General features: G+C 66.3%; 17 protein-coding genes. 4 read left to right on the forward strand and 13 right to left on the reverse strand.

Going from position 1 to position 20790, the window contains the following annotated elements; translation table 11 throughout:
• Positions 1-20 precede the first annotated feature (20 nt).
• Positions 21-2018 (reverse strand): cyclic di-GMP phosphodiesterase, encoded by a 1998-nt coding sequence (gene pdeR, locus N5C88_RS05580; protein ID WP_280014924.1) that lies wholly within the window; start codon positions 2016-2018, stop codon positions 21-23.
• A gap of 287 nt (positions 2019-2305) precedes the next feature.
• Entirely contained in the window at positions 2306-3301 is a 996-nt protein-coding gene (locus N5C88_RS05585; protein ID WP_059378475.1) for a tripartite tricarboxylate transporter substrate binding protein, read from the reverse strand.
• Between the two features lie 220 nt (positions 3302-3521).
• On the opposite strand from N5C88_RS05585, the gene N5C88_RS05590 reads away from it, so the two are divergent.
• Both N5C88_RS05590 and N5C88_RS05595 read left to right on the forward strand, forming a co-directional pair.
• Positions 3522-5297, forward strand: a complete 1776-nt coding sequence (locus N5C88_RS05590; protein WP_280014926.1) for an IlvD/Edd family dehydratase — start codon at positions 3522-3524, stop codon at positions 5295-5297.
• Positions 5298-5308: 11 nt separating this feature from the next.
• Positions 5309-5992 carry a GntR family transcriptional regulator gene (locus N5C88_RS05595; protein WP_280014927.1) on the forward strand — a complete coding sequence of 228 codons (684 nt, stop codon included), beginning with the start codon at positions 5309-5311 and terminating at the stop codon, positions 5990-5992.
• Positions 5993-6073: 81 nt separating this feature from the next.
• Here N5C88_RS05595 and N5C88_RS05600 read toward each other — a convergent pair whose 3' ends face one another.
• Together N5C88_RS05600 and N5C88_RS05605 are read right to left on the reverse strand one after the other, a co-directional pair.
• Complete coding sequence (locus tag N5C88_RS05600) at positions 6074-7420, reverse strand: type II toxin-antitoxin system HipA family toxin (RefSeq protein WP_280014928.1); 1347 nt, start codon at positions 7418-7420, stop codon at positions 6074-6076.
• Positions 7421-7423: 3 nt separating this feature from the next.
• Complete coding sequence (locus N5C88_RS05605) at positions 7424-7681, reverse strand: helix-turn-helix transcriptional regulator (protein WP_013393124.1); 258 nt, start codon at positions 7679-7681, stop codon at positions 7424-7426.
• A gap of 297 nt (positions 7682-7978) precedes the next feature.
• Between N5C88_RS05605 and N5C88_RS05610 the strand changes: the two genes are divergently transcribed.
• Positions 7979-8803 carry a class I SAM-dependent methyltransferase gene (locus tag N5C88_RS05610; protein WP_280014929.1) on the forward strand — a complete coding sequence of 275 codons (825 nt, stop codon included), beginning with the start codon at positions 7979-7981 and terminating at the stop codon, positions 8801-8803.
• A gap of 308 nt (positions 8804-9111) precedes the next feature.
• The gene (locus N5C88_RS05615) at positions 9112-9912 is read left to right on the forward strand and encodes a class I SAM-dependent methyltransferase (protein WP_118933887.1); all 801 of its coding nucleotides are present in this window, start codon (positions 9112-9114) and stop codon (positions 9910-9912) included.
• Between the two features lie 35 nt (positions 9913-9947).
• Here the strand turns inward: N5C88_RS05615 and N5C88_RS05620 are convergent, their stop codons facing one another.
• The 9 genes from N5C88_RS05620 to N5C88_RS05660 all read right to left on the reverse strand — a co-directional run bounded on the left by N5C88_RS05620 (position 9948) and on the right by N5C88_RS05660 (position 20557).
• Entirely contained in the window at positions 9948-11606 is a 1659-nt protein-coding gene (locus tag N5C88_RS05620; RefSeq protein WP_059378465.1) for a TRAP transporter large permease subunit, read from the reverse strand.
• A gap of 2 nt (positions 11607-11608) precedes the next feature.
• Positions 11609-12235 carry a TRAP transporter small permease subunit gene (locus tag N5C88_RS05625; protein WP_118933888.1) on the reverse strand — a complete coding sequence of 209 codons (627 nt, stop codon included), beginning with the start codon at positions 12233-12235 and terminating at the stop codon, positions 11609-11611.
• A 74-nt stretch (positions 12236-12309) separates the two neighbouring features.
• The gene (locus N5C88_RS05630) at positions 12310-13086 is read right to left on the reverse strand and encodes an ABC transporter permease (RefSeq protein ID WP_118933889.1); all 777 of its coding nucleotides are present in this window, start codon (positions 13084-13086) and stop codon (positions 12310-12312) included.
• Positions 13083-13892: an ABC transporter ATP-binding protein gene (locus N5C88_RS05635; protein ID WP_059378461.1), complete on the reverse strand. Its 810-nt coding sequence runs from the start codon at positions 13890-13892 to the stop codon at positions 13083-13085. Before N5C88_RS05635 ends, N5C88_RS05630 begins: the two co-directional genes overlap by 4 nt.
• Positions 13889-14914 carry an ABC transporter substrate-binding protein gene (locus tag N5C88_RS05640; RefSeq protein ID WP_280014930.1) on the reverse strand — a complete coding sequence of 342 codons (1026 nt, stop codon included), beginning with the start codon at positions 14912-14914 and terminating at the stop codon, positions 13889-13891. The genes N5C88_RS05635 and N5C88_RS05640 overlap by 4 nt, the downstream gene beginning before the upstream one ends.
• Positions 14915-14977: 63 nt before the next feature.
• On the reverse strand, positions 14978-16198 hold the full coding sequence (locus tag N5C88_RS05645) for a 2Fe-2S iron-sulfur cluster-binding protein (RefSeq protein ID WP_280014931.1): 1221 nt from the start codon (positions 16196-16198) through the stop codon (positions 14978-14980).
• 5 nt (positions 16199-16203) lie between these two features.
• Positions 16204-17031 (reverse strand): FAD binding domain-containing protein, encoded by an 828-nt coding sequence (locus N5C88_RS05650; protein WP_280014932.1) that lies wholly within the window; start codon positions 17029-17031, stop codon positions 16204-16206.
• Entirely contained in the window at positions 17028-19430 is a 2403-nt protein-coding gene (locus N5C88_RS05655; RefSeq protein WP_118933892.1) for a xanthine dehydrogenase family protein molybdopterin-binding subunit, read from the reverse strand. The genes N5C88_RS05650 and N5C88_RS05655 overlap by 4 nt, the downstream gene beginning before the upstream one ends.
• 23 nt (positions 19431-19453) lie before the next feature.
• Positions 19454-20557, reverse strand: a complete 1104-nt coding sequence (locus N5C88_RS05660; protein ID WP_059378455.1) for a TRAP transporter substrate-binding protein — start codon at positions 20555-20557, stop codon at positions 19454-19456.
• Positions 20558-20790: the final 233 nt, after the last annotated feature.

Below are 20790 nucleotides of genomic sequence, written 5' to 3' on the forward strand. Positions count from 1 at the left end.
GTAAGGCGCTGCCGGCTGCGTCAGGCAATGAGATGCAGCCGGCGGCGCTGAGCCAGCCAGGCGGTGAACTCCGCCGCCGGCATGGGCTTGGCGTACAGGTAGCCCTGTTTGGCGTCCACGCCCAGGGTGTCGACGAACACGGCTTCTTCGGTCGTTTCCACGCCCTCGGCGATCACCTTGAGCTCCAGCGTGCGCGCCACCGCGACGATGGCGCGCGCCAGCGCCTGCGACACCGGGTTCTCGTTGACGCCGCGCACGAAGCTGGCGTCCAGCTTGATCGCGTCCAGCGGAATGCGGGCCAGCTGCGACAACGAGGAATAGCCGGTGCCGAAGTCGTCCAGATGGACCCGCGCGCCAAGTTGGCGGAACTGCTTGATCAGTTCGATGGCGGCGCCTTCGTCGTCGATCAGGCAGCTTTCGGTCAGTTCGATGTCCAGCAGGCAGGGATCCAGGCTGGCGTCGTTGATGGCGCGCATGAAGTCGCTGACCACGCCGTTGTCATTCAACTGCCGCGCCGACATATTGATGGCGATGCGGATGTTCAGGCCGTCGCGCTTCCAGGCCGCGGCCTGCCTGGCCGCTTCACGCATGACCCATACGCCCAGCGGCGAGATCAGGCCCGACTCCTCGGCGTACGGAATGAAGACGGCGGGGCCGACCATGCCGCGTTCCGGCGAACGCCAGCGCACCAGGGCTTCGACCCCGTCGACCTCGCCATTGCGGCCGGCCAGCTTGGGCTGGTAGTACAGCATCAGATGGTCTTCGGCCAGCGCCTTGCGCAGATTGGTGTCCAGCCAGACGTAGTCCGCGTTGCGGCGGTCCATCTCGGGCTGGAACACGCGGTAGGTATGGCGCCCCGCTTCCTTGGCCACATACATGGCGATGTCGGCGCTGCGCACCACGCTGTCCAGGTCGGCGCCGTGCTCCGGATACATGGCGATGCCGATGGAGCAACTGGTGTAGACCTCGATCAGCCCCTGGCGGAAAGGCTCGCGCAGCCGTTCGATGATGCGCTGGGCGGTCGCCTCCAGCTCCCAGGTCTGCGCGGCCTCGTGCAGCACGATGAATTCGTCCCCGCCCAGCCGCGCCAGGGTCTGGCCTTCGGCGAGGCAGGACGAGATCGCGACCGCCACCGACTTCAACAGACGGTCGCCGAAGCCGTGGCCGTAGTGATCGTTGATGCGCTTGAAATTGTCCAAGTCCAGGAACAGCACGCCGCCCCGCCCGTCCTCGCCCGCCGCCAGCGCCGCCTTCAGCCGCGTCGTGATCGCGTGGCGGTTGGGCAGGTTGGTCAGCATGTCGGTATTGGCCAGCACCCGCAGGCGCTCCTGCGCCTGGCGTTCCTCGGTGATGTCGGTGCCCGAGCAGATCAGGTAGACGCGCTTTTCGCCGCTGCCGCTGGTGACGAACTTGTTGCGGAACAGGAAGAGGCGCGGCCCCTTGACCGTATTGATGAGGCGCTCGGCCTCGTAGGATTGCCCTCGCTTGTAGAACTCGGCGATATTGCGGCGCGAGGCGATCGCCTCTTCGCGCGTCATGAACATCTCGAACACGCTGCGGCCGATGATGTCCTGCTCGCGCTTGCCGGTGTATTCCTCGCTGAGCTTGTTGAAGCGCTGCACCCGGCCGTTCTGGTCGACGATGACGATGACCGAGTTGGCCTCGGACACCACGGTCTCGGCAAACGACAGGCCTTCGACCAGATCCTTGGCTACGGATTCAGTGTCGGAATGGGCGGACGCGGTGCCGGCCCATTCGTTGGGATTGATCTTGCGGCCCACCAGGTGGAGCCTGAGCATGTCGCCGTACAGCGAGATGTCGATGCGCACGCTGGACGTGATGCCCGTCAGGCTGCGTATCGTCTCGGCTTGTTCCGGGCGCAATGCCATCGCGATATTGGCTGCGCCCTTGACTGCTGCAAGTTCGAACGCGTCGCTATCGGCGGACAGACGCCAATACGGACTATGCGTTCCGAAATGCGTGTACAGAATCGACTTTTCGTCCTGGTCGTCTGTCATTGTTATCCCCCTTCTGCCGTCCTGGGAAGGCCCGCAAACTACATTACGGCCTAGTCTATTCGGGGTCAACCACTGTATACAATCTCGCGAGAGCTTTATTGCGGTTTATTGCGTCCCTTTTGGCGGTTCATAGCGCAAAACTTTGCATGCACCCTTTTTTCAGTGCGTATTCCTCAGTTTGCGCGCAAGCCTTGTTGCGTCTTTCGCGAGCGTGCGCACAAACAAAATCGCCGGAGGTTCCCGGCGGAACTTCCGGCGTGTGACGTATAGCCACAACTTTAGGGGTATTAATCCCCCTTCACGCCCGCTTCGTCGATGACCTTGGTCCAACGCGCCAGCTCGGCCGACACGCGGGCGCCGGCGTCGGCCGGCGTGGTCCAGGTGGCGATGGCGCCCTGGTTCAGCAGCGAGGCCTGGACTTCCGGCTTGGCCAGGATCTTCTTCAGCTCGCCATTCAAACGCTCGATCACCGGCGCCGGGGTATTGGCCGGCGCCACGATCCCGAACATCGAACTGACCTCGAAATCCTTCAGGCCGGCTTCGGCCGCGGTCGGCACGTCCGGCAGCGCGTCCACCCGTTGCGCCGACGTCACCGCCAGCGCGCGCAGCTTGCCGGCCTTGATGCTGCCCTGCGCCGCGGGCACGGTTTCGATCATGCTGAGCACCTGCCCGCCCATCAGGTCGGTCATGGCCGGGCCGCTACCCTTGTAGGGCACGTGCAGCACTTCCACGCCAGCGGTGCGCTTGAACATTTCGGCGGCCAGATGCTGCGGCGAACCGTTGCCGGCAGAACCCATGGTGATGTAGCCGGGCTTGGACTTGGCCAGCGCGATGAACTCGGCCAGCGTTTTCGCCTGCACCGACGGATTCACCACGAACACCAGCGGCACCGTGCCCACGATGGACACCGGCGCGAAGCTCTTCTCCACGTCATAGGTGACGCGGCCGCGGTACAGGGCGGCGTTGATGGAATGGCTGGTCAGCGCGCCCATCAGCAGCGTGTAGCCGTCGGGCTGCGCCTTGGCGACCTGGTCGGCGCCGATGTTGCCGGCGGCGCCCGCCCGGTTCTCCACGATCACCGACTGGCCCAGCGCGCCGGTCAGCTCCTGCGCCAGCACGCGGCCGATGACGTCGGTCGCGCCTCCGGGCGGGTACGGCACGATCATGCGGATGGGCTTGTCGGGGTAGGCGTCGGCGGCCAGGGCGGGAGCGGACATGCCGGCGCACAAGGCCAGCAGGGAAAACAACACGGCGCGGCGCGGCCGCAGACGCAGGTCTGACATGTAGGTCTCCTGCCGGGATGGGTATAGGAATGAAACGGACGCCCGGCTCGTCAACCGGGCCAGTGTAGGTTCGGCAACTTGATTGAAGAATCAGAATTTTTCTATCGACTGATCTATTAATAAGATCAATTGAACGGCACTGATAAATCGCTTGCGGGTGTTTTCAAAGGCTGGCTATGATGCCGCCATCAGATTATCAATAATATTATCGAGATCAAAAATGAAGGACGAGACCAAGAACGACGCAGCTGCGCCGGGCCCTTTCAGCAGTGACGGCGCCACGGCGCGCGGCGTGGCCCGCGGGCTCACCAACTACGGCGACACCGGCTTTTCGCTGTTCCTGCGCAAGGCCTTCATCAAGGGAGCGGGCTTGACCGACGACGCCTTGTCGCGCCCCATCATCGGCATCGTCAACACGGGCAGCAGCTACAACCCCTGCCACGGCAACGCCCCGCAACTGATCGAGGCGGTCAAGCGCGGCGTCATGCTGGCCGGCGGCCTGCCCATGGACTTCCCCACCATTTCGGTGCACGAGAGCTTCTCCCAGCCCACCAGCATGTACCTGCGCAACCTCATGTCCATGGACACCGAGGAAATGATCCGGGCCCAGCCCATGGACGCCGTGGTATTGATCGGCGGCTGCGACAAGACCGTACCGGCCCAACTGATGGGCGCGGCGTCCGCCGGCGTGCCCGCCATCCAGCTGGTCACGGGATCCATGCTGACCGGCTCGCACCGCGGCGAGCGCGTGGGCGCCTGCACCGACTGCCGCCGCTACTGGGGCCGCTACCGCGCCGAAGAGATCGACGCGGCCGAGATCTCGGACGTGAACAACCAGCTGGTCGCCAGCGTGGGCACCTGTTCCGTGATGGGTACGGCCAGCACCATGGCCTGCATCACCGAAGCCCTGGGCATGATGGTGGCCGGCGGCGCGTCGGCCCCGGCCGTCACCGCCGACCGCGTGCGCGTCGCCGAGAAGACCGGCGCCACCGCCGTGGCCATGGCCGCCTCGCGCCTGACGCCTGAGCGCATCCTCACCGGCAAGTCCATCGAGAACGCCCTGCGCGTGCTGCTGGCCATCGGCGGCTCCACCAACGGCATCGTGCACCTGACGGCCATCGCCGGCCGCCTGGGCATCGACATCGACCTGGCCGGACTGGACCGCATCAGCCGCGAAACGCCCGTGCTGGTCGACCTCAAGCCCTCCGGCCAGCACTACATGGAAGACTTCCACCACGCCGGCGGCATGCCGGCGCTGCTGCGCGAGCTGCGTCCCTACCTGCACCTGGACGCGCTGACCGTGTCGGGCCGCACGCTGGGCGAGGAACTCGACGACGCCCCGCCCGCTTTCCCGCAGGACGTGATCCGCACGGCGGCCTCGCCCATATACCCCGTGGGCGGCCTGGCCGTGCTGCGCGGCAACCTGGCCCCCGGCGGCGCCATCATCAAGCAATCCGCCGCCAACCCCAAGCTGATGGAGCACGAAGGCCGCGCCGTGGTGTTCGAGGACGCCGAGGACATGGCGCGGCGCATCGACGACGAGGCGCTGGATGTCACCGCCGAAGACATCCTGGTGCTCAAGCGCATCGGCCCGACCGGTGCGCCGGGCATGCCCGAAGCCGGCTACATGCCCATCCCCAGGAAGCTGGCGCGCGCCGGCGTGAAGGACATGGTGCGCATCTCCGACGGCCGCATGAGCGGCACCGCCGCCGGCACCATCGTGCTGCACGTCACGCCCGAAGCCGCCATCGGCGGCCCGCTGGCCTACGTGCAGAACGGCGACCGCATCCGCCTGTCGGTGGCCAACCGCGAGATCGCGCTGCTGGTGGACGACGCCGAACTGGCGCGCCGCGCCGCGGCCCAGCCCATCGTCCGCCCCGTCGCAGAACGCGGCTACCGCAAGCTGTTCCTGCAGACCGTGACCCAGGCCGACCAGGGCGTGGACTTCGACTTCCTGCGCGCCGGCGTCACGCGCGACACCGTGCCCAAGAAGTAGGCGGCAAGCCCATGGACGCCCTCGCCCCCGACTCCGCGCCGGTACTGGCCCCGGACGCCGCGCAGGCCGCGGTCGCCATCCTGGAAGAAGACATCGTCTTCGGCCGGCTGCACCCGCGCCAGCGCCTGACCGAAGACGAACTCATGGCGCGCTTCGCGCTCAAGCGCCACGTGGTGCGCCAGGTGCTGGCCGACCTGGAGGCGCTGGGCGTGGTGGAGAAAAAGCGCAACATCGGCGCGGTCGTGCGCGCGTACGCGGTGCGCGAAGTCATGGAGCTGTACGCGCTGCGCCAGGTGCTGGAAGTGCATGCCGCCAGCCAGATCCCGCTGCCCGTGCCGCAGGCGCGGCTGGCGGCGCTGGTGGCCGTGCAGCGTGAACACGATGCCGCGGTCGCCGATGGCGACGCGCGTCGCGTGTTCCGCAGCAACCAGCGCTTTCATCGCGAGTTCTTCAGCCTGCTGGACAACGCGGTGCTAGGCCAGGCCATCGAGGAATACGCCCGCCGCACCCACCCCATCCGCTTCGGCTCGCTAGCCGCCGCCGGCTACCGCGAACGCGCCCGCCAGGAACACTGGGCCATGATCCACGCGCTGCGGGATGGCGACCGGGAGGGGTTGATGGCGCTGTGCCGGGAGCATCTGCTGCCGTCGCGGGACGCTTATCTGGCGGCGGAACAGGCGCGGCTGGGCGCTTAGGCGGCCGCAACCGCCATTCTTGCCCATCGCGCGGGAGACCTCGACTTCCGTTCATGGACATGACGCCGCTACCCTCGTTCGTCATGTCCGCTTTCGGGCGGGCGGAGCGATCATTTCAGAACGTCCTATAGCCGCGTTGGCGGACGCTGGAACATCTGGCGCCCCGAGCCCGGCATTCTCTATGGCAGCTTCAAGTCCGCGGTACTTCCTTTCCAGTTGAACGCTCCGAAGCGAGCACATGCCCTCATTCCAAGCATGCACCATCTGTCTGGCGATCCATTTCCATCGCGGTTCATTCTTGGCCGCTTCTATGATCTCCTTGCCGACCTCCACAGCAGACTCACAGAGTTGTTCGACCATGTCCTGGTAGTCCCTGGGCGAGATATCCAGCCGAGCGGTGCAAAATCGCGAGAGCGCTTTGCCCGGCGACCAGGTCTTCCGGCCAGCCACGGCCAAGCCCGGCGCGCTGCTGAATTGTGGATACGCCTGGGTCGTCACCACGTCATACACCGGCGTGTAGCGCACATCCCCAAGGGTTGAGTAGTACACGGCAATGTTCTTGGCGTGGCAATCGGAGTTTCGCACGACGTAGTTTGCAAGCGTCTGCCAAGCAAACAGCAAGTTCTGCTGGCGTCTGATGGCAGACGGAATATATGCCCTGGTCGCGCTCAGCGCCCGTTCTGTCGACGGACTGTATTTTTCGTGCGGCGGCAGGCCGAGCAGATTGCAGGCGTCCTCCACCCCATAGGCAGGCCGTCCTTCAGTGTCCACATCGAAGCGATCCACCACCAGGATCCGTCCATCCGCGGACATCTGTGTTTGAACCACCGGCACAACGTTCAGGCGTGCGAGCACTTTCAATGTGTAGTGCTCGTTGAAACCCAGGAAGTCGGTCGCCTTATCCGAACCTTTGATGATGTGCTGGGCAGTGCGCAACGTCGTCTTGCCTGCGTCCTTCCCCGCGCCCAACCGTTCTTCTGGTGCAAGAAATTTTGGCACCACGCCTGATACCGCACTACGCGCGTAACGGCGCACCAGTTCTTCAAAAAGGGCAGCTGATTTCTCGGCGGTAAGCAGCTCTTCAATGTTCAACGGACTGAGGTCGACACCCGGCGCGGCACCTTCCACAGTCACGGCCACCCGACCGATACCGGCCGCCCCGACCACGGCCAACAGTGAAAGATCAGTCCCATCCAGAAGAGGTCCAAACAGTTCGCGAATCACGCCGAGCAGGTAGCCTTCGGGCAGGTTCTGGCGAAAGAATGGATGCAGATCGCGTGGCCAACGCCACGCCTCTTGGCGTACCGGCATCGCCAGACTGACGAAACTGCTGTCCGGCGTGTCCGGCTCATATTGAAGAACATACTCGTCAGCCTCGCGATAGAGCTTGGCGACCTGCTGCCCGAGAACGTACACGTCCAGCCGCATAGCTCACTCTCCGCGTCGCTGTTCAGCAAGTATGTCTTCAACGGTCCGGCCATGGCCGCGCTTTACGAATTTGAGGTCATAACCCGCAGCATCCAGTAAACGAACCAGCGCGGACACACTCATGTCCCCACGCGCCACCGTTTCCATGCGCGTAACCGTCGTACGAGCAACGCCAGCGCGAGAGGCCAGTTCGTCTTGGGAAAGGCGATTCTGCTTACGGACGTTCTTCAGCATTTCCGCCACATCACCTAAAGTCGTCATTTGTAGCCCCTGGGCATCAAAACAAGGACATTCTATCCATTTTGTAGCCCAGAAGGCACAAAAGGGATCGAACTAAACTATATGCGCCAGCCAACCATTCCGCTCCCCAGGGGCTACAAAATCAGGCTGACTCCCGGAATATGAGGCCCAGGGGCTACAAGGATGTAAGCCTCTCGCATCGTTCCTCTCTTCGCCACACCTACTCGCATTGCCTAAAATAGAATTCCCGTCCGGCACCGGACGAGGGCAAGTTCAATCTGAAGACCGCTCCGCGCGGCCGCTTTGGAGTCGAACATCATGAACACCACCCCTGGCGATCGTGTTTTCTCCGGATCCATTCCGCAGTTCTACCAGCGGTACATGGTTCCTCTCGTCTTCCAACCCTATGCGGCGGACATCGCCGCGCGAACCGCAGCGCTGCGCCCTTCCGCCGTGCTGGAGGTCGCCGCAGGCACCGGCGCGGTGACGCGCCAGCTCGCGGACCAATTGCCCGCTGGCGCGGCCATCGTCGCGACCGACCTGAATCCGGCCATGCTGGAACAGGCCCAGGCCCTGGGCACAAGCCGCGCCGTCACCTGGCGCCAGGCCGACGCCCTGAAGCTGCCGTTTGAGGACCAGGCCTTCGATGCCGTGGTCTGCCAGTTCGGCTACATGTTCCTGCCGAACAAGGCCGCAGCCTACGCCGAAGCGCGCCGGGTCTTGCGGCCCGGCGGCGCCTTCCTGTTCAACGTCTGGGACCGCATCGAGGACAACGCGTTTGCCGATACGGTGGAGCAGGCCCTGGCTCGGCTGTTCCCCGGCGACCCGCCCCGGTTCATGAGCCGGATTCCCCATGGCTATTACGACGCGGCCGTCATCAGAGCCGACTTGGCCCGCGCCGGATTCACCGGCCGGCAGACGCTGGAAACCGTTGCCTTCGAAAGCCGTGCGGACACGCCCCAAACGGCTGCCATGGCCTATTGCCAGGGTACGCCGTTGCGCAACGAGATCGAGGCCCGCGGCGCGGACATGCTGGATCAGGCCGTCAATGCGGCGGCCGACGCGCTGCGTGCGCGCTACGGCGCGGGTCCCATCACAGGAAGAATCCAGGCGCATGTCATCACGGCGCCGCGCGGCGCGTAGTGGCGGGTCCGGCGCCGCGTCGAGCCTGCGCCGGTTCCAGACCGTCATTTGTCCCCGCCGCGCCGCCCGGGTTAAGCTTGCAACCCTCTCCCCTTCCACCGGAGCACTCAGAGTGAACAAGTAAATGCCGGGATGCCCACGCGCATCTTGACTCCCCGCGCTGCCTGGCGCGCGAGCCGCATTGCTTGTTCCATTCTGATGTCTTGCAGGACCCGGCGCCCATCGGCGCGCCGCGGACTGCCCCCGCAAGGCTCAGGCTCGCGGATTCCGCGCATCGGCAGTTTTCCCCTTCACACAAGGAAAACGCAATGCCTGCGACCGACACCACCATCGATATCTATCAACACAACCGCGCCGCCTGGGACCGCCAGGCCGCGCAGCAATGCGCCTGGTCGCAACCGGTCGGCCCCGAAACGATCGAGGCCGCGCGCCGCGGCGACTGGCGGGTGCACATCACGCCGCGCGCCCTGCCCGCGGATTGGCTGCCGGCGATGACTCCGGCTCCGCGCATCCTGTGCCTGGCCTCCGCCGGCGGCCAACAGGCGCCCGTGCTGGCCGCGGCCGGCGCGGACGTGACCGTGTTCGACGCTTCGCCGCTGCAGCTGGCCCAGGACGAGATGGTCGCGCGCCGCGACGGCCTGGCGCTCGTAACCGCGCAGGGAGACATGCGGGATCTTTCGGCGTTCGCCGACGCGTCATTCGACTGCATCGTGCATCCGATCTCCAACCTGTACGTGCCTGACGTGCGGCCCGTATGGCGGGAGTGCTTCAGGGTGCTGAAGCATGGCGGCAGGCTGCTCAGCAGCTTCTACAACCCGGTCGTGTTCGTCGGAGACCGCGCGCCGGAACTGGCCGAACAGGGTCTGATCCGGCCGCGCTTCCGGCTGCCCTACTCCGACCTGCGCGACCTGAGCGCATCGGAACTGGCGGAAAAGCAGGGCCGGGGCGACGCGCTGGTGTTCGGGCACAGCCTGGGCGAACAGATCGGCGGCCAGCTGGAAGCCGGATTCCTGTTGAAGGGATTCTATGAGGATGAGCAGCCTCAGCCGCGCTTCCTGATCGACCGTTTCCTGCCGACGTTCCTGGCCACACACGCGGTCAAGCCCTGAAAATCAAGGGGCGCCCCCTGGGCGCCCCTGCCGCATCACTTGAACGGATTGGCATCCGCGCCGTAGGCGCTGCCCCCGTAGCCGCTGCCTCCGACCTCCAGCGAAACCGAACTGGGATCGACGACGGCAGCCGTGCCCTTGTAGTGCATCACCATGCCCGGGAACGCCATCACCGCGGCCACCATCAACAGCTGGATCACGATGAACGGCACCGAACCCCAATAGATCTGTCCCGTGGTGACCGGCTCGATCATCTTGCCCGTGACCCTGTCCTTGTAGCGGTCGCGCGGCGCCACGGATCGCAGGTAGAACAGCGCGAAGCCGAACGGCGGGTGCATGAACGAGGTCTGCATGTTGACGGCCAGGATCACGCCGAACCAGATCAGGTCGATGCCCAGCTTGTCGGCCACCGGCCCCAGCAGCGGCACGATGATGAACGCCAGTTCGAAGAAGTCCAGGAAGAAGGCCAGCACGAAGGTCAGGATGCTGACCACGATCAGGAAGCCCCACTGTCCGCCCGGCAGGCCGGTCAGCAGATGCTCGACCCACAGGTCGCCGTTGACGGCGCGGAAGGTCAGGCCGAACACGGTGGAACCCACCAGGATGAACACCACGAAGCAGGACAGCTTGGTGGTCGTGTCCATGGCCTGCTTGAGCAGGTCCAGCGACAGGCGGCGGCGCGCCACCGCCATCAGGATGGCGCCCACCGCGCCCATGGCGCCGCCTTCCGTGGGCGTGGCCACGCCGATGAAGATGGTGCCCAGCACCAGGAAGATCAGCGCCAGCGGCGGGATCATCACGAAGGTTACGCGCTCGGCCAGGGCCGACAGCAGACCCAGGCCCAGCGCCTTGTTCACCAGCGCGATGACGAAGGCCGTCGCGCCCCAGAACAGCAGCGCCACCACGATGCGCTCGTCCATCGGCGCGGTGTTGTTCTCGACCCAGAGTCCCAGGAAGTAGGCCGACACGGCGGAAATCGTCATCAGCACCAGCAGCGAACGTCCGCCGCGGCCGCCGTTCGGCTCCTGGAAGCGGCGCGCCTCTTCCGGCAGCGCGGGCGCCGAATCCGGCTTCAGCAGGCTCATGATGACGACGTAGACGATGTACAGGCCCGCCAGGATGAAGCCCGGCACCATGGCGGCGCGGTAGATGTCGCCGATGGAACGTCCAAGCTGGTCCGCCAGGATGATGAGCACCAGCGAAGGCGGAATGATCTGCGACAGCGTGCCGGACGCCGCGATCACGCCGCTGGCCAATTTGCGGTCGTAGCCGTTGCGCAACATGATGGGCAGCGAGATCAAGCCCATGGAAATGACCGAGGCCGACACCACGCCCGTGGTCGCCGCCAACATCGCGCCCACGAAGACCACCGCGATGGCCAGGCCGCCACGGATCGAGCCGAACAGCTGGCCTATGGTCTCCAACAGGTCCTCGGCCATGCCGGATCGTTCCAGCACCAGGCCCATCAGCGTGAAGAACGGCACCGCCAGCAGCGTGTCGTTGGAAATGATGCCGAACACGCGCTGCGGCAGCGCCTGGAACAGCGAGGAGTTGAGCAGACCCAGCTCCATGCCGACCAGGCCGAACAGAATGCCGTTGGCCGCCAGCGCGAACGCCACCGGAAAGCCCAACAGAAGAAAGATAATCAGCGTCGCGAACATGATCGGCGCCAGATTGGCAATGAGAAACTCCATGATCAGCGGCCCTTCTTATCCAGTTCGTTCTGCGCGGCCGCTTCGCGCGCCTGCGCTTCGCGGGCGATTTCCTCGGCCAGCTCTTCTTCCGCGCTCTTGGCGCCTTCGCGTTCGCGCGGATCGCGGCAGCGTCCCATCAGGAAGCCCACGCACTTGATCAGGTGCGACACGCCGGCCAGCACCAGCAGCGCGAAGCCCACCGGAATCAACAGCTTGACCGGCCAGCGGATCAGTCCGCCGGAATTGGAGGAATGCTCGTTGCTGAGGTACGAATCCATGAACACCGGCCAGGACAGGTACATGATCAGCAGGCAGGCGGGCAGCAGGAAGAACAGCACGCCGAAGATCTCGATCCCGATCTGCGCGCGGCGCGACAGCCGCGACGCAATGATGTCCACCCTGACGTGGTCGTTCTTCAGCAGCGTGTAGCCTGCGGTCAGCAGGAACATGGCGCCGAACATGTACCACTGCAGCTCCAGCCAGGCGTTCGAGCTGTCATGGAATATCTTGCGCATGATGGCGTTGCCGGCGCTCACCAGCACAACCAGCAGCGTGACCCAGGACACGGCCCTGCCCATGCGCAGATTGATCGCGTCTATGCCACGCGACAAGGCGAGTAGTGCTTGCATCTGTTTTCCCCAGAATCGTTTCTAATCACGCACCTGCCCCACATTCAGCCCGTGGTGCCCCGGGCTTGAACCTGTCAGTCGTCTTCGCGGTGGTGGCGCAGCCAGGGCGTCACGCGCCTTTCCAGCCACCCCAGCAAGGCGAACAGCAGCATGCCCATCAGGGCCAGCACGAAGATCGCGGCGAACACCCGCACCGTGTCGAAGGTGCCCTGGGCGCTCATGATCACGTAGCCCAAACCGCGCTGCGAAGAGACGAACTCGCCGACGATGGCGCCCACCAGCGCCAGCGAAATCGAGACCTTCATGCCCGCCAGGATTGAAGGCAGCGCGCTCGGCAGCCGCACCTTGAAGAAGAAATCGCGGCGCGAACCTTTCAGCACGCGGCCCAGGTCCAGCACGTCCTGCGGCACCGAACGCAGGCCGTGGACGGTGTCCACGATCATCGCGAACACGGCGATCAGGAAGGCAATGGCGATCTTGGGTTCGGCGCCCGTGCCCATCCAGATCACGAACAAGGGCGCGATGGCGACCTTGGGCACGCTGTTCAGGGCCACGATCAAGGGATAGATGAAGCGTTCGAACCAACGCGATCCCACCAGCATGACGGCGATCGCGACGCCGCCCACCACCGCCAGCGCAAAGCCAGCCAGCGTGGTCATCAGCGTGTAGGCGGCATGGCCGGCGTACCAGCTCCATTCCGCGGCCAGCTCCAGCGCCACCTGGCCAGGCAGCGGCAGCATGATGGCGCGCACATGGAAAATCCGCGCCGCGGCTTCCCACAGCAGCAGGAAGACCAACACCGACACCAGCCCGGCCATGCGCCGGCCCGCGCCTTTCAAGAGCGCGCTCATTGGACGGACTCCACGCCGGACGCGGCGCGCGCGCCCTCGTCTATCAGGCCCATGCTCTGGAACATGCCGCGGATGTGCCGCACGTATTCGCCGAATTGCGGCGTCTCGCGCAGCGCCAGCGGCCGGGGCCGCGGCAGGTCGATTTCTATGGTTTCGAGGATGCGGCCCGGGCGCGGCGAGAACACCATCACCACGTCGCCCAGGAACACGGCCTCGGCGATGCCGTGCGTCACGAACAGCACCGTGTTGCGGGTTTCCATCCAGATCCGCTGCAGCTCGACGTTCATCTGGTCGCGCGTCAGCGCATCCAGCGCGCCGAAGGGTTCGTCCATGAGCAGCAGCTTCGGATCGTCCACCAGCGCCCGGCAGATGGCGGCGCGCTGGCGCATGCCGCCGGACAACTCGCGCGGGTAGCTCTCGGCGAACTTCTCCAGCCCGGTCAGGGCCAGCAGCGCGCGCACCTTGTCGGCATAGGCGGCCACCGGCTTGTGTGCGAATTCCACCGGCAGCAGGATGTTGCGGCGCACGCTGCGCCATTCCAGCAGCGCGTCGCGCTGGAACACCATGCCCATGCCGTCCGGCGGCCCCTGCACCGGCACGCCCTCCACCCGCAGCTCGCCGCTGGAGACGGTCTCCAGCCCGGCCACGCAACGCAGGAACGTGCTCTTGCCGCAGCCGCTGGGTCCCAGGATGCTGACGAAGCGGCCGCGCGGCACGTCGACCGACACCGACGCCAGCGCTTCGACGCCTGCCGCGCCCGGGTAGCGCTTGCGCACGTCCTTGGCGGACACGGCCCATTGCGTCATGGCTGCACCAGGCTGTCGTAGCGTTCCGGATGCACCAGGTCGGGCGCATAGAACGTGGCGGGCTGCGCGTTGGCGCTGATCAGCCCGACCGTCGACAAGGTCGTTACGGCCTGCGTCCAGTCCTGCGGCACGATGGCGCCCAGCCGCGCGCCCGCCGCCGGCTGGCCGAAGTACGGCTGCAAGGCGTCGATCTGCCCGCGCAGCACCTTCTTGTCCAGCCGCGCCTGCGGCCGCTGCGCCAGGATGGCGGCAACCGCCTCGTCCTGGTGTCCCGCGTAGATGTACTCCCAGGCCCGCGCGCTGACGCTGGCAAAGCGCGCGATGGCATCGCGCCGCTGTGCCAGCTTGGACTCATTGGCAAACAGGCCGAAGCTGGGCATGTTCAGGCCGTAATCGGCGAAGCGCACCGCGCTGGACGGGCGGTTCTGCGACACCACGGGCAGGAAGAACGGAATGGTGGAGAATGCCGCGTCGGCCCGTCCCACGGCATAGGTCGATGCCTTGCTGGCGGCGTCCACGTTGATGAGTTCCAGGTCGCTCTTCTTGAGCTTGCCCGCGGCCAGGAAGGCGTCGATGAACGGCGCTTCCAGCGAGCCCGCCGTATAGGCCACCTTCTTGCCCTTGAGCTGCGCCGGGCCGGTGATGCCGGCGTCTGCCGGGACCAGCAGCCCGATATCGCTCTGCCGGGCGAAAACGGCCACGGCCTTGACCGGCATGCCTTTCTCGCGGGCTATCATGGCCGAAGCCAGGGCGGCATGCCCCAGGTCGAAGCTGTCGCCGGCGCCGACGATCTGCACCGTCGTGACGGATCCGTTGCCGTCTTCCAGCGTCACGTCCAGGCCGGCCTGCTTGTACCAGCCTTTCTGCTGCGCCAGGTGGAACGCGCCGTGCACGCCCCAGGGCGTCCAGTCCAGCCGCACCTTCAAAGGCTCCAAAGCCTGGGACCAGGCGGGCGCGCTGAGCGCGACAGCGGCCAGGCCCAACAATGCGTTGCGCCAGTTTCTTGCGAATACCGCGAGCATGATTTTCCCCGTTATGTGTCGACACTGTGCGGCCGCGCCCGCGGCCGCCGGTACCACGCGTGTTCAGCCGCCGCGGCCGAACCACCGCTTGATGCGCGCCCACAGCACGCTGAAGAACATGGCCGTGGGATTGAAACTGGCCTGGACCGGCGCTTCGCCCGCGGCGGCGGGCCGGCGCAGCCGGGCGGTAACGTTGTTGCCGAAATCCGCGATCATGCGGCGCACGAAGTCCTGCACCAGGCCGGAACGCGAGAACTGCGCCAACGGTCCCTGCAGCGAATACAGCAGGTTCACGTGGACCTGCGTTTCCGTAGGCGACAGCGCCTCCACGCGATACGTGATGTCGCCGTTGGCGCGCGACTGGCTGAGCGAGTCCTGCCCTGCCCCGCGGAACACCGCCTGCATGGCCGCGTCGTCGCGTTCCAGGCGCGCCGCGCCATTGAAGGCGGCGGACATGGGGCCGAACTTGATCGCGATTTTGCCCTTGACCCGGTCGCCCTCGTGCTCCTCGATCGAGGCGCCCGGCAGGCAGCTGGCCAGGGCCGGCAGATCCACCATGAAGGCCCAGACCTCCGCAGCCGGGAAAGGCACCTTGAAGCCGCCGTCGATCTGGCTGCCACGGCCTTCCTTCTTGCCTTCCTTCCTACCGGCCGGAGCGGCTGCCGGAGCCGGCGCCGCAGCGGCGCTTGCAGCCGGCTGGCCGGCCGCGGCCGGCGTGAACCCCGCGAACGCCACCGGCTTTTCCGCCGCAGGCGCGGCGCCGCGGCCCTGCGCCTGGGCGGCGCGCAGCGCCTCTACCGCAGGGTCGGGCTGTTCCCGGAGCTCGGCCAGCACCGACATGACGGCGGCGACGATGCCCATGTAGCCGGTGCAGCGGCACAGATTGCCGGACAGCTCGACACGCACCCGGCCTTCGTCCGCATCCGGCAAGCGCAGCACGATATCGCGCGAGGTCGCCAGCATGCCCGGGGTGCAGTAACCGCATTGCAAGGCGTGGTGTCTGGTAAAGGCGGCGCGCAGCCGCTGCATCACCGGATCGGCGTCATAGCCTTCGATGGTGGTCACCTGCCGGCCTTCGCAGGCCACTGCGAAGGAGATACAGGAGCGCACCGGCGCGCCATCCACCAGCACCGTGCAGGCGCCGCAGACGCCGTGCTCGCAGCCAAGATGGGTGCCGGTCAGGCGCGCCTGATCCCGCAGGAAATCCCCCAGATGCATGCGCGCTGGCGCCTCGTGCGACACGCGCTTGCCGTTTACTTCCAATGTCACCTGAACCATGCTCATTCCTGTCAACCCAAGGCCTGCGCCAGGCAGCGCGTCACCGCGGTCCCGTGCAGCTTGCGATGGTGTTCATCCTTGTCCTGCATGACGCCGGCCAGCTCGCTGGCCAGCAGCGCTTCATCCAGGCCCGCCAGTCCTTGCTGCGCGATGCGCGCGGCCAGTTGGGGCAGCAATCTGGGCGCGCCGTCCAGGGCCCCCACCGCGATGCGCGCCGTCTTCGAGGACGGATCGAACCACGCGGCGCAACTGGCCTCGGCGAATTCGCCGGTCTTGCGGCAGAACTTGTAGTAGCCCCAGCGCGCCTGCGGCCCGGCTTCCGGGATGTGCACCGCGGCGATCAGCTCGTCTTCGCGCAGCCCGGTGGTGTAGGCGCCCTGCATGTAATCTTCCGCCGGCAGCATGCGCACGCCGTCCGGCCCGGCGATCTCCAGCGTCGCACCCAGGCCGACCACGGTCAGCACCCAGTCGGCGGCCGGATCGGCATGCGCCAGGCTGCCGCCCAGCGTGCCGCGGTTGCGGATGGCGCGATAGGCGATGCCCGGCGCCACCTGCTGCATGGGCGTCCCGCGCAACAGTTCGTGCACGCCGTCCTCGATCTCGGCATGGGTCACGGCCGCGCCGACGCGCAGCCTGCCATCCTGCCGCGAGACCGTGCGCAGTTCGGACAAGCCGGAGATGTCGATGACGACGGGCGGACGCGCCAGGCGCAGGTTCAACATGGGGCCCAGCGATTGGCCGCCGGCCATGAGCTTGGCGCGGCCCTCGTGCCCGCGCAGCGCCCGCAAGGCGTCCTGCAGCGTGTCCGGGCGGGAATATTCGAATGCGGCGGCCTTCATGCCGTCACCTCCGCGGCGACGGTTGCGGTTTTGCGGCTGCCCTGAGCGATGGCGGCCAGCACCCGGGTCGGAGACAAGGGCGTGCGCAGCAGTTCGGCCGCGCCCAACGGCCGCAGCGCGTCGTTGACCGCATTGAACAGCACCGCCGGCGGCGCGATGGCGCCGCCCTCGCCCATGCCCTTGGCGCCGAATTCGGTATGCGGCGACGGCGTCTCGAAGTGGTGCAGGCGCATGTTCGGAACCTCGGTGGCCCCAGGCAGCATGTAGTCCGCCAGGGTCGAAGCCAGCGGCTGGCCGTTGTCGTCGTAAGGCGTTTCCTCGTAGAACGCGGTGCCTATGCCCTGGGCCACGCCGCCTATGGTCTGGCCTTCGACCACCATGGGGTTGATCATGGTCCCGCAGTCCTCCACCACTACATAATCCAGAATTTCCACGCCGCCCGTGCCCGGGTCCACCGCCACCACCGCCGCATGGGTGGCGTAGGTGAAACAGCCGGTGTCGACCTTGGGCTTGTAGCCCACGGTGACTTCCAGGCCGGCGGGGTCCACGTCGGGCGGCAGCAATTGCGGCCGCAAGTACCATGCGTCGGCCACGTCCTTGACCGACACCGATTTGCCGCCGGCTTCCAGCCGGTCGCCGTTCCAGGCCACGCTGGCGGGGTCGGCCTGCAGCAGATGCGCGCCGATATGCGTGAGCCGCGGCAGCAGGCGCTTGCAGGCCTGCGACACGGCGCCGCCGGACATCACCAGCGAACGCGAGGCGTAGGTCCCGGTGGAAAACGGCGTCTGCCCCGTATCGCCGTGCAGCAGCTTGATGCTGGCGACGTCCACGCCCAGGATCTCATTGGCGATCTGGGCGAAGGTGGTTTCCATGCCCTGCCCGTGCGAATGCACGCCGACCCGCAGTTCCAGCCCGCCGTCCGGCGTGACCCGCGCGGTCGCCTGGTCGAAGCCCGGGATCACGGGCGTGCCCCAGGCGGCGAACACCGAAGTGCCGTGCGCGGCCTGCTCGGTGTACGTCGCCAGGCCCACGCCGATGAGGCGGCCGTCCGCCTCGCCTTGGCGCTGACGCTCGCGGACGGCGTCCACCCCTATCATGTCCATGGCCTGCTGCAGGCTGGCCGGATAATCGCCGCTGTCCAGGTGCTTGCCGGTGACGTTGACATAGGGCATCTGCTCGCCCTGCACCAGGTTCTCCTGGCGGATTTCCCAAGGCTCGCGCCCGACCTCGCGGGCGATCGCGTCCATCGTCAGTTCCATGGCGAAACACACGCCGGTGCGCGCCACGCCGCGATACGGCACGAAGCCCGGCTTGTTGGTGGCCACCGCCCGCGTCACGCAGCGATAGCCCTTGAATGCATAAGGTCCCGGCAGGTTGCCGATGGCCTGGCCCGGTTCCAGGCCGATGGTGAACGGCCAGACCGAATAGGCCCCGCCGTCGATGGTGATCTTGGCGTCCAGCGCCAGCAGTTTGCCGCGGCGGTCGGCGTAGGCCACCATTTCATAATGGTGCTCGCGCGAATTGGCGCCCGCGGTCAGGTGTTCGCGGCGGTCTTCGATGAAGCGGAACGGCTTCTTGAAGGTCTTGGCCAGCCAGGCCACGCACAGCTCTTCCTGCTGCAGCACGCACTTGTAGCCGAAGGCGCCGCCCACGTCCGGCGACACCACCCGCACCCGGCCCTGCTCCAGGTCCAGGCACTGGGCCAGCACGCTGCGGATCATATGCGGCACCTGGGTCGCGCTGACCACCACCAGCTGGTCGGCCTGATGGTCCCAATAGGCCAGCACGGCCTTTCCTTCCATCGGCACCATGCATTGCCGCGACAGGTCGATCTTGCGGCGCACGACCACGTCGGCCTGCGCCGCCAGCTCGTCGAACTGCTTGTCGACATTGAGCGTGACGAAGACATTGTCGCGCCACTGCTCGTGCACGAAATCGCCCTGGGCGGCCTGGGCGCTGACGACGTCCGCATACACCGGCAGATCGTCGTAGTCGACCTCGATCATCTCGGCGTAGTCCTCGGCTTCGGCGCGGGTCGGCGCGAACACCATGGCCACGGGCTCGCCCACGAAGCGCACCTTGCCCGAGGCCAGCGGCGGCTGGGCCGAGACCTGGTAGCTGGGCAAGGTGGAATCCGCCACGATGTCGCGCGCGTCGGCCATGGCCTGACGCACAAACGCCTTGTCCGCGATCTGCTCGGCCACGCGCACCGAGGCAATGCGCGCATGCGCCAGCGGACTGCGCAGGAAAGCCACCTCGCAGAGACCGGGCATGGCCATGTCGGCCACGAAATTGCCCTTGCCGTGCAGATGGCGCGCGTCCTCCTTGCGCGGCACCCGCGCGCCTACTCCCTGCGGCTTGCCTGGCCGGCCGTGCGTATCGGCGTTTGCTGTCGTCATGACTACCCTTTATCTCCTGCTTGTTATTTGGCCTGGGCCTTCGCCACGGCGGCGAAGGTGTAGTTGTCCAGCGGGCTTTCAGCCACGCGGAACCAGGCCGCCTGCTCGGCCTGGAATTTCTTCCAATCGGGGAAGATGGCGGCAAAGTCCGGGTTCTTGGCCGAGAGCTCGACCCACAGTTCCTGCGAGGCGTTGTACGCCGCGTCCATCACTTCCTTGGGGAAGAAGCTGACCTTGGCGCCGCCGGCGATCAGCTTGCGCAGCGCCAGCGGATTGCGCGCATCGTAGTTGGCCAGCATGCGCATGGTCTGCTCGCCGGCCGCCGCCTCGAACGCGGCCTGGTAGGCCGGCGGCAGGGCTTCCCATGCCTTGTCGTGCACCATGCTGGTGATCGAGGCGCTGCCTTCGAACCAGCCCGGGGAGTAGTAGTACGGCGCCACCTTGTTGAAGCCCAGCTTCTCGTCGTCGTAGGGGCCGATCCATTCGGCCGCGTCGATGGTGCCCTTTTCCAGCGCGGGATAGATGTCGCCCGGCGGGATCTGCTGCGGCACCGCGCCCAGCTTGGACAGCACCATGCCGCCGATGCCGCCGATGCGCATGTTCAGGCCCTTCAGGTCGGCGACGGACTTGATTTCCTTGCGGTACCAGCCGCCCATCTGCACGCCGACGTTGCCACAGACGTGGTTGACGATGTTGTACTTCTTGTAGAGCGCGCGCAGCATCTTCAAGCCGCCGCCGTAGGCGATCCAGGCGTTGTGCTGGCGCGCGCTCAGGCCGAAGGACAGGCCGGTGTCGAACGTCAGGGCGGTGTTCTTGCCGATGTAGGCCGTGCTCAGCACGTGGTTGCATTCCACCGTGCCATTGCTGACCGCGTCCATGTTCTGCGCCGCGGGCACCAGTTCGCCGCCGGGAAAGGCGCGGATCTCGAACTTGCCGTCGGTCAGCTGCGCCACGCGCTTGCAGAGTTCTTCGGCCGAGCCGTAGATGGTGTCCAGGCTCTTGGGCCAGCTGGTGGACATGCGCCAGCGCACCGACGGCGCGGATTGCGCCACGGCAGGCATGCCCACAGTGGCGAGGCCCGCGCCGGCTGCGCCGGCGGCTTGTGCGAGGAAACGGCGTCGTTGCATTCATTGCTCCCGATCTGGTTCGATTGAGTCCCCTTGGACCCGCCTCAACTCATGCCAACGCCACTCGCGTACACCCGAAAAAAACGTTAGCACACTGAATTGTTGATCAGCATACTGACAGTAATTTTGAGTGTCAACAAGGTAAATCCCCACTGCCGACGCCCGCGAAACGCCTGGGTTTGCACTCATTTCGGCGAATTTCTTTCACGGGTCCGAGGGCTATTTGCGGGTAC

This window comes from Achromobacter sp. GD03932, assembly GCF_029839485.1.
In the GTDB taxonomy this organism is placed as follows: domain Bacteria; phylum Pseudomonadota; class Gammaproteobacteria; order Burkholderiales; family Burkholderiaceae_B; genus Achromobacter; species Achromobacter bronchisepticus_A.

Coding starts and splice junctions, on each gene's coding strand:
- N5C88_RS05610 (WP_280014929.1), top strand. CDS start 7,979: ATGAACACCACCCCTGGCGATCGTGTTTTCTCCGGATCCATTCCGCAG.
- N5C88_RS05630 (WP_118933889.1), bottom strand. CDS start 13,086: ATGAGCGCGCTCTTGAAAGGCGCGGGCCGGCGCATGGCCGGGCTGGTG.
- N5C88_RS05625 (WP_118933888.1), bottom strand. CDS start 12,235: ATGCAAGCACTACTCGCCTTGTCGCGTGGCATAGACGCGATCAATCTG.
- N5C88_RS05600 (WP_280014928.1), bottom strand. CDS start 7,420: ATGCGGCTGGACGTGTACGTTCTCGGGCAGCAGGTCGCCAAGCTCTAT.
- N5C88_RS05660 (WP_059378455.1), bottom strand. CDS start 20,557: ATGCAACGACGCCGTTTCCTCGCACAAGCCGCCGGCGCAGCCGGCGCG.
- N5C88_RS05590 (WP_280014926.1), top strand. CDS start 3,522: ATGAAGGACGAGACCAAGAACGACGCAGCTGCGCCGGGCCCTTTCAGC.
- N5C88_RS05635 (WP_059378461.1), bottom strand. CDS start 13,892: ATGACGCAATGGGCCGTGTCCGCCAAGGACGTGCGCAAGCGCTACCCG.
- N5C88_RS05585 (WP_059378475.1), bottom strand. CDS start 3,301: ATGTCAGACCTGCGTCTGCGGCCGCGCCGCGCCGTGTTGTTTTCCCTG.
- N5C88_RS05615 (WP_118933887.1), top strand. CDS start 9,112: ATGCCTGCGACCGACACCACCATCGATATCTATCAACACAACCGCGCC.
- N5C88_RS05655 (WP_118933892.1), bottom strand. CDS start 19,430: ATGACGACAGCAAACGCCGATACGCACGGCCGGCCAGGCAAGCCGCAG.
- N5C88_RS05640 (WP_280014930.1), bottom strand. CDS start 14,914: ATGCTCGCGGTATTCGCAAGAAACTGGCGCAACGCATTGTTGGGCCTG.
- N5C88_RS05605 (WP_013393124.1), bottom strand. CDS start 7,681: ATGACGACTTTAGGTGATGTGGCGGAAATGCTGAAGAACGTCCGTAAG.
- N5C88_RS05645 (WP_280014931.1), bottom strand. CDS start 16,198: ATGAGCATGGTTCAGGTGACATTGGAAGTAAACGGCAAGCGCGTGTCG.
- N5C88_RS05620 (WP_059378465.1), bottom strand. CDS start 11,606: ATGGAGTTTCTCATTGCCAATCTGGCGCCGATCATGTTCGCGACGCTG.
- N5C88_RS05595 (WP_280014927.1), top strand. CDS start 5,309: ATGGACGCCCTCGCCCCCGACTCCGCGCCGGTACTGGCCCCGGACGCC.
- N5C88_RS05650 (WP_280014932.1), bottom strand. CDS start 17,031: ATGAAGGCCGCCGCATTCGAATATTCCCGCCCGGACACGCTGCAGGAC.
- pdeR (WP_280014924.1), bottom strand. CDS start 2,018: ATGACAGACGACCAGGACGAAAAGTCGATTCTGTACACGCATTTCGGA.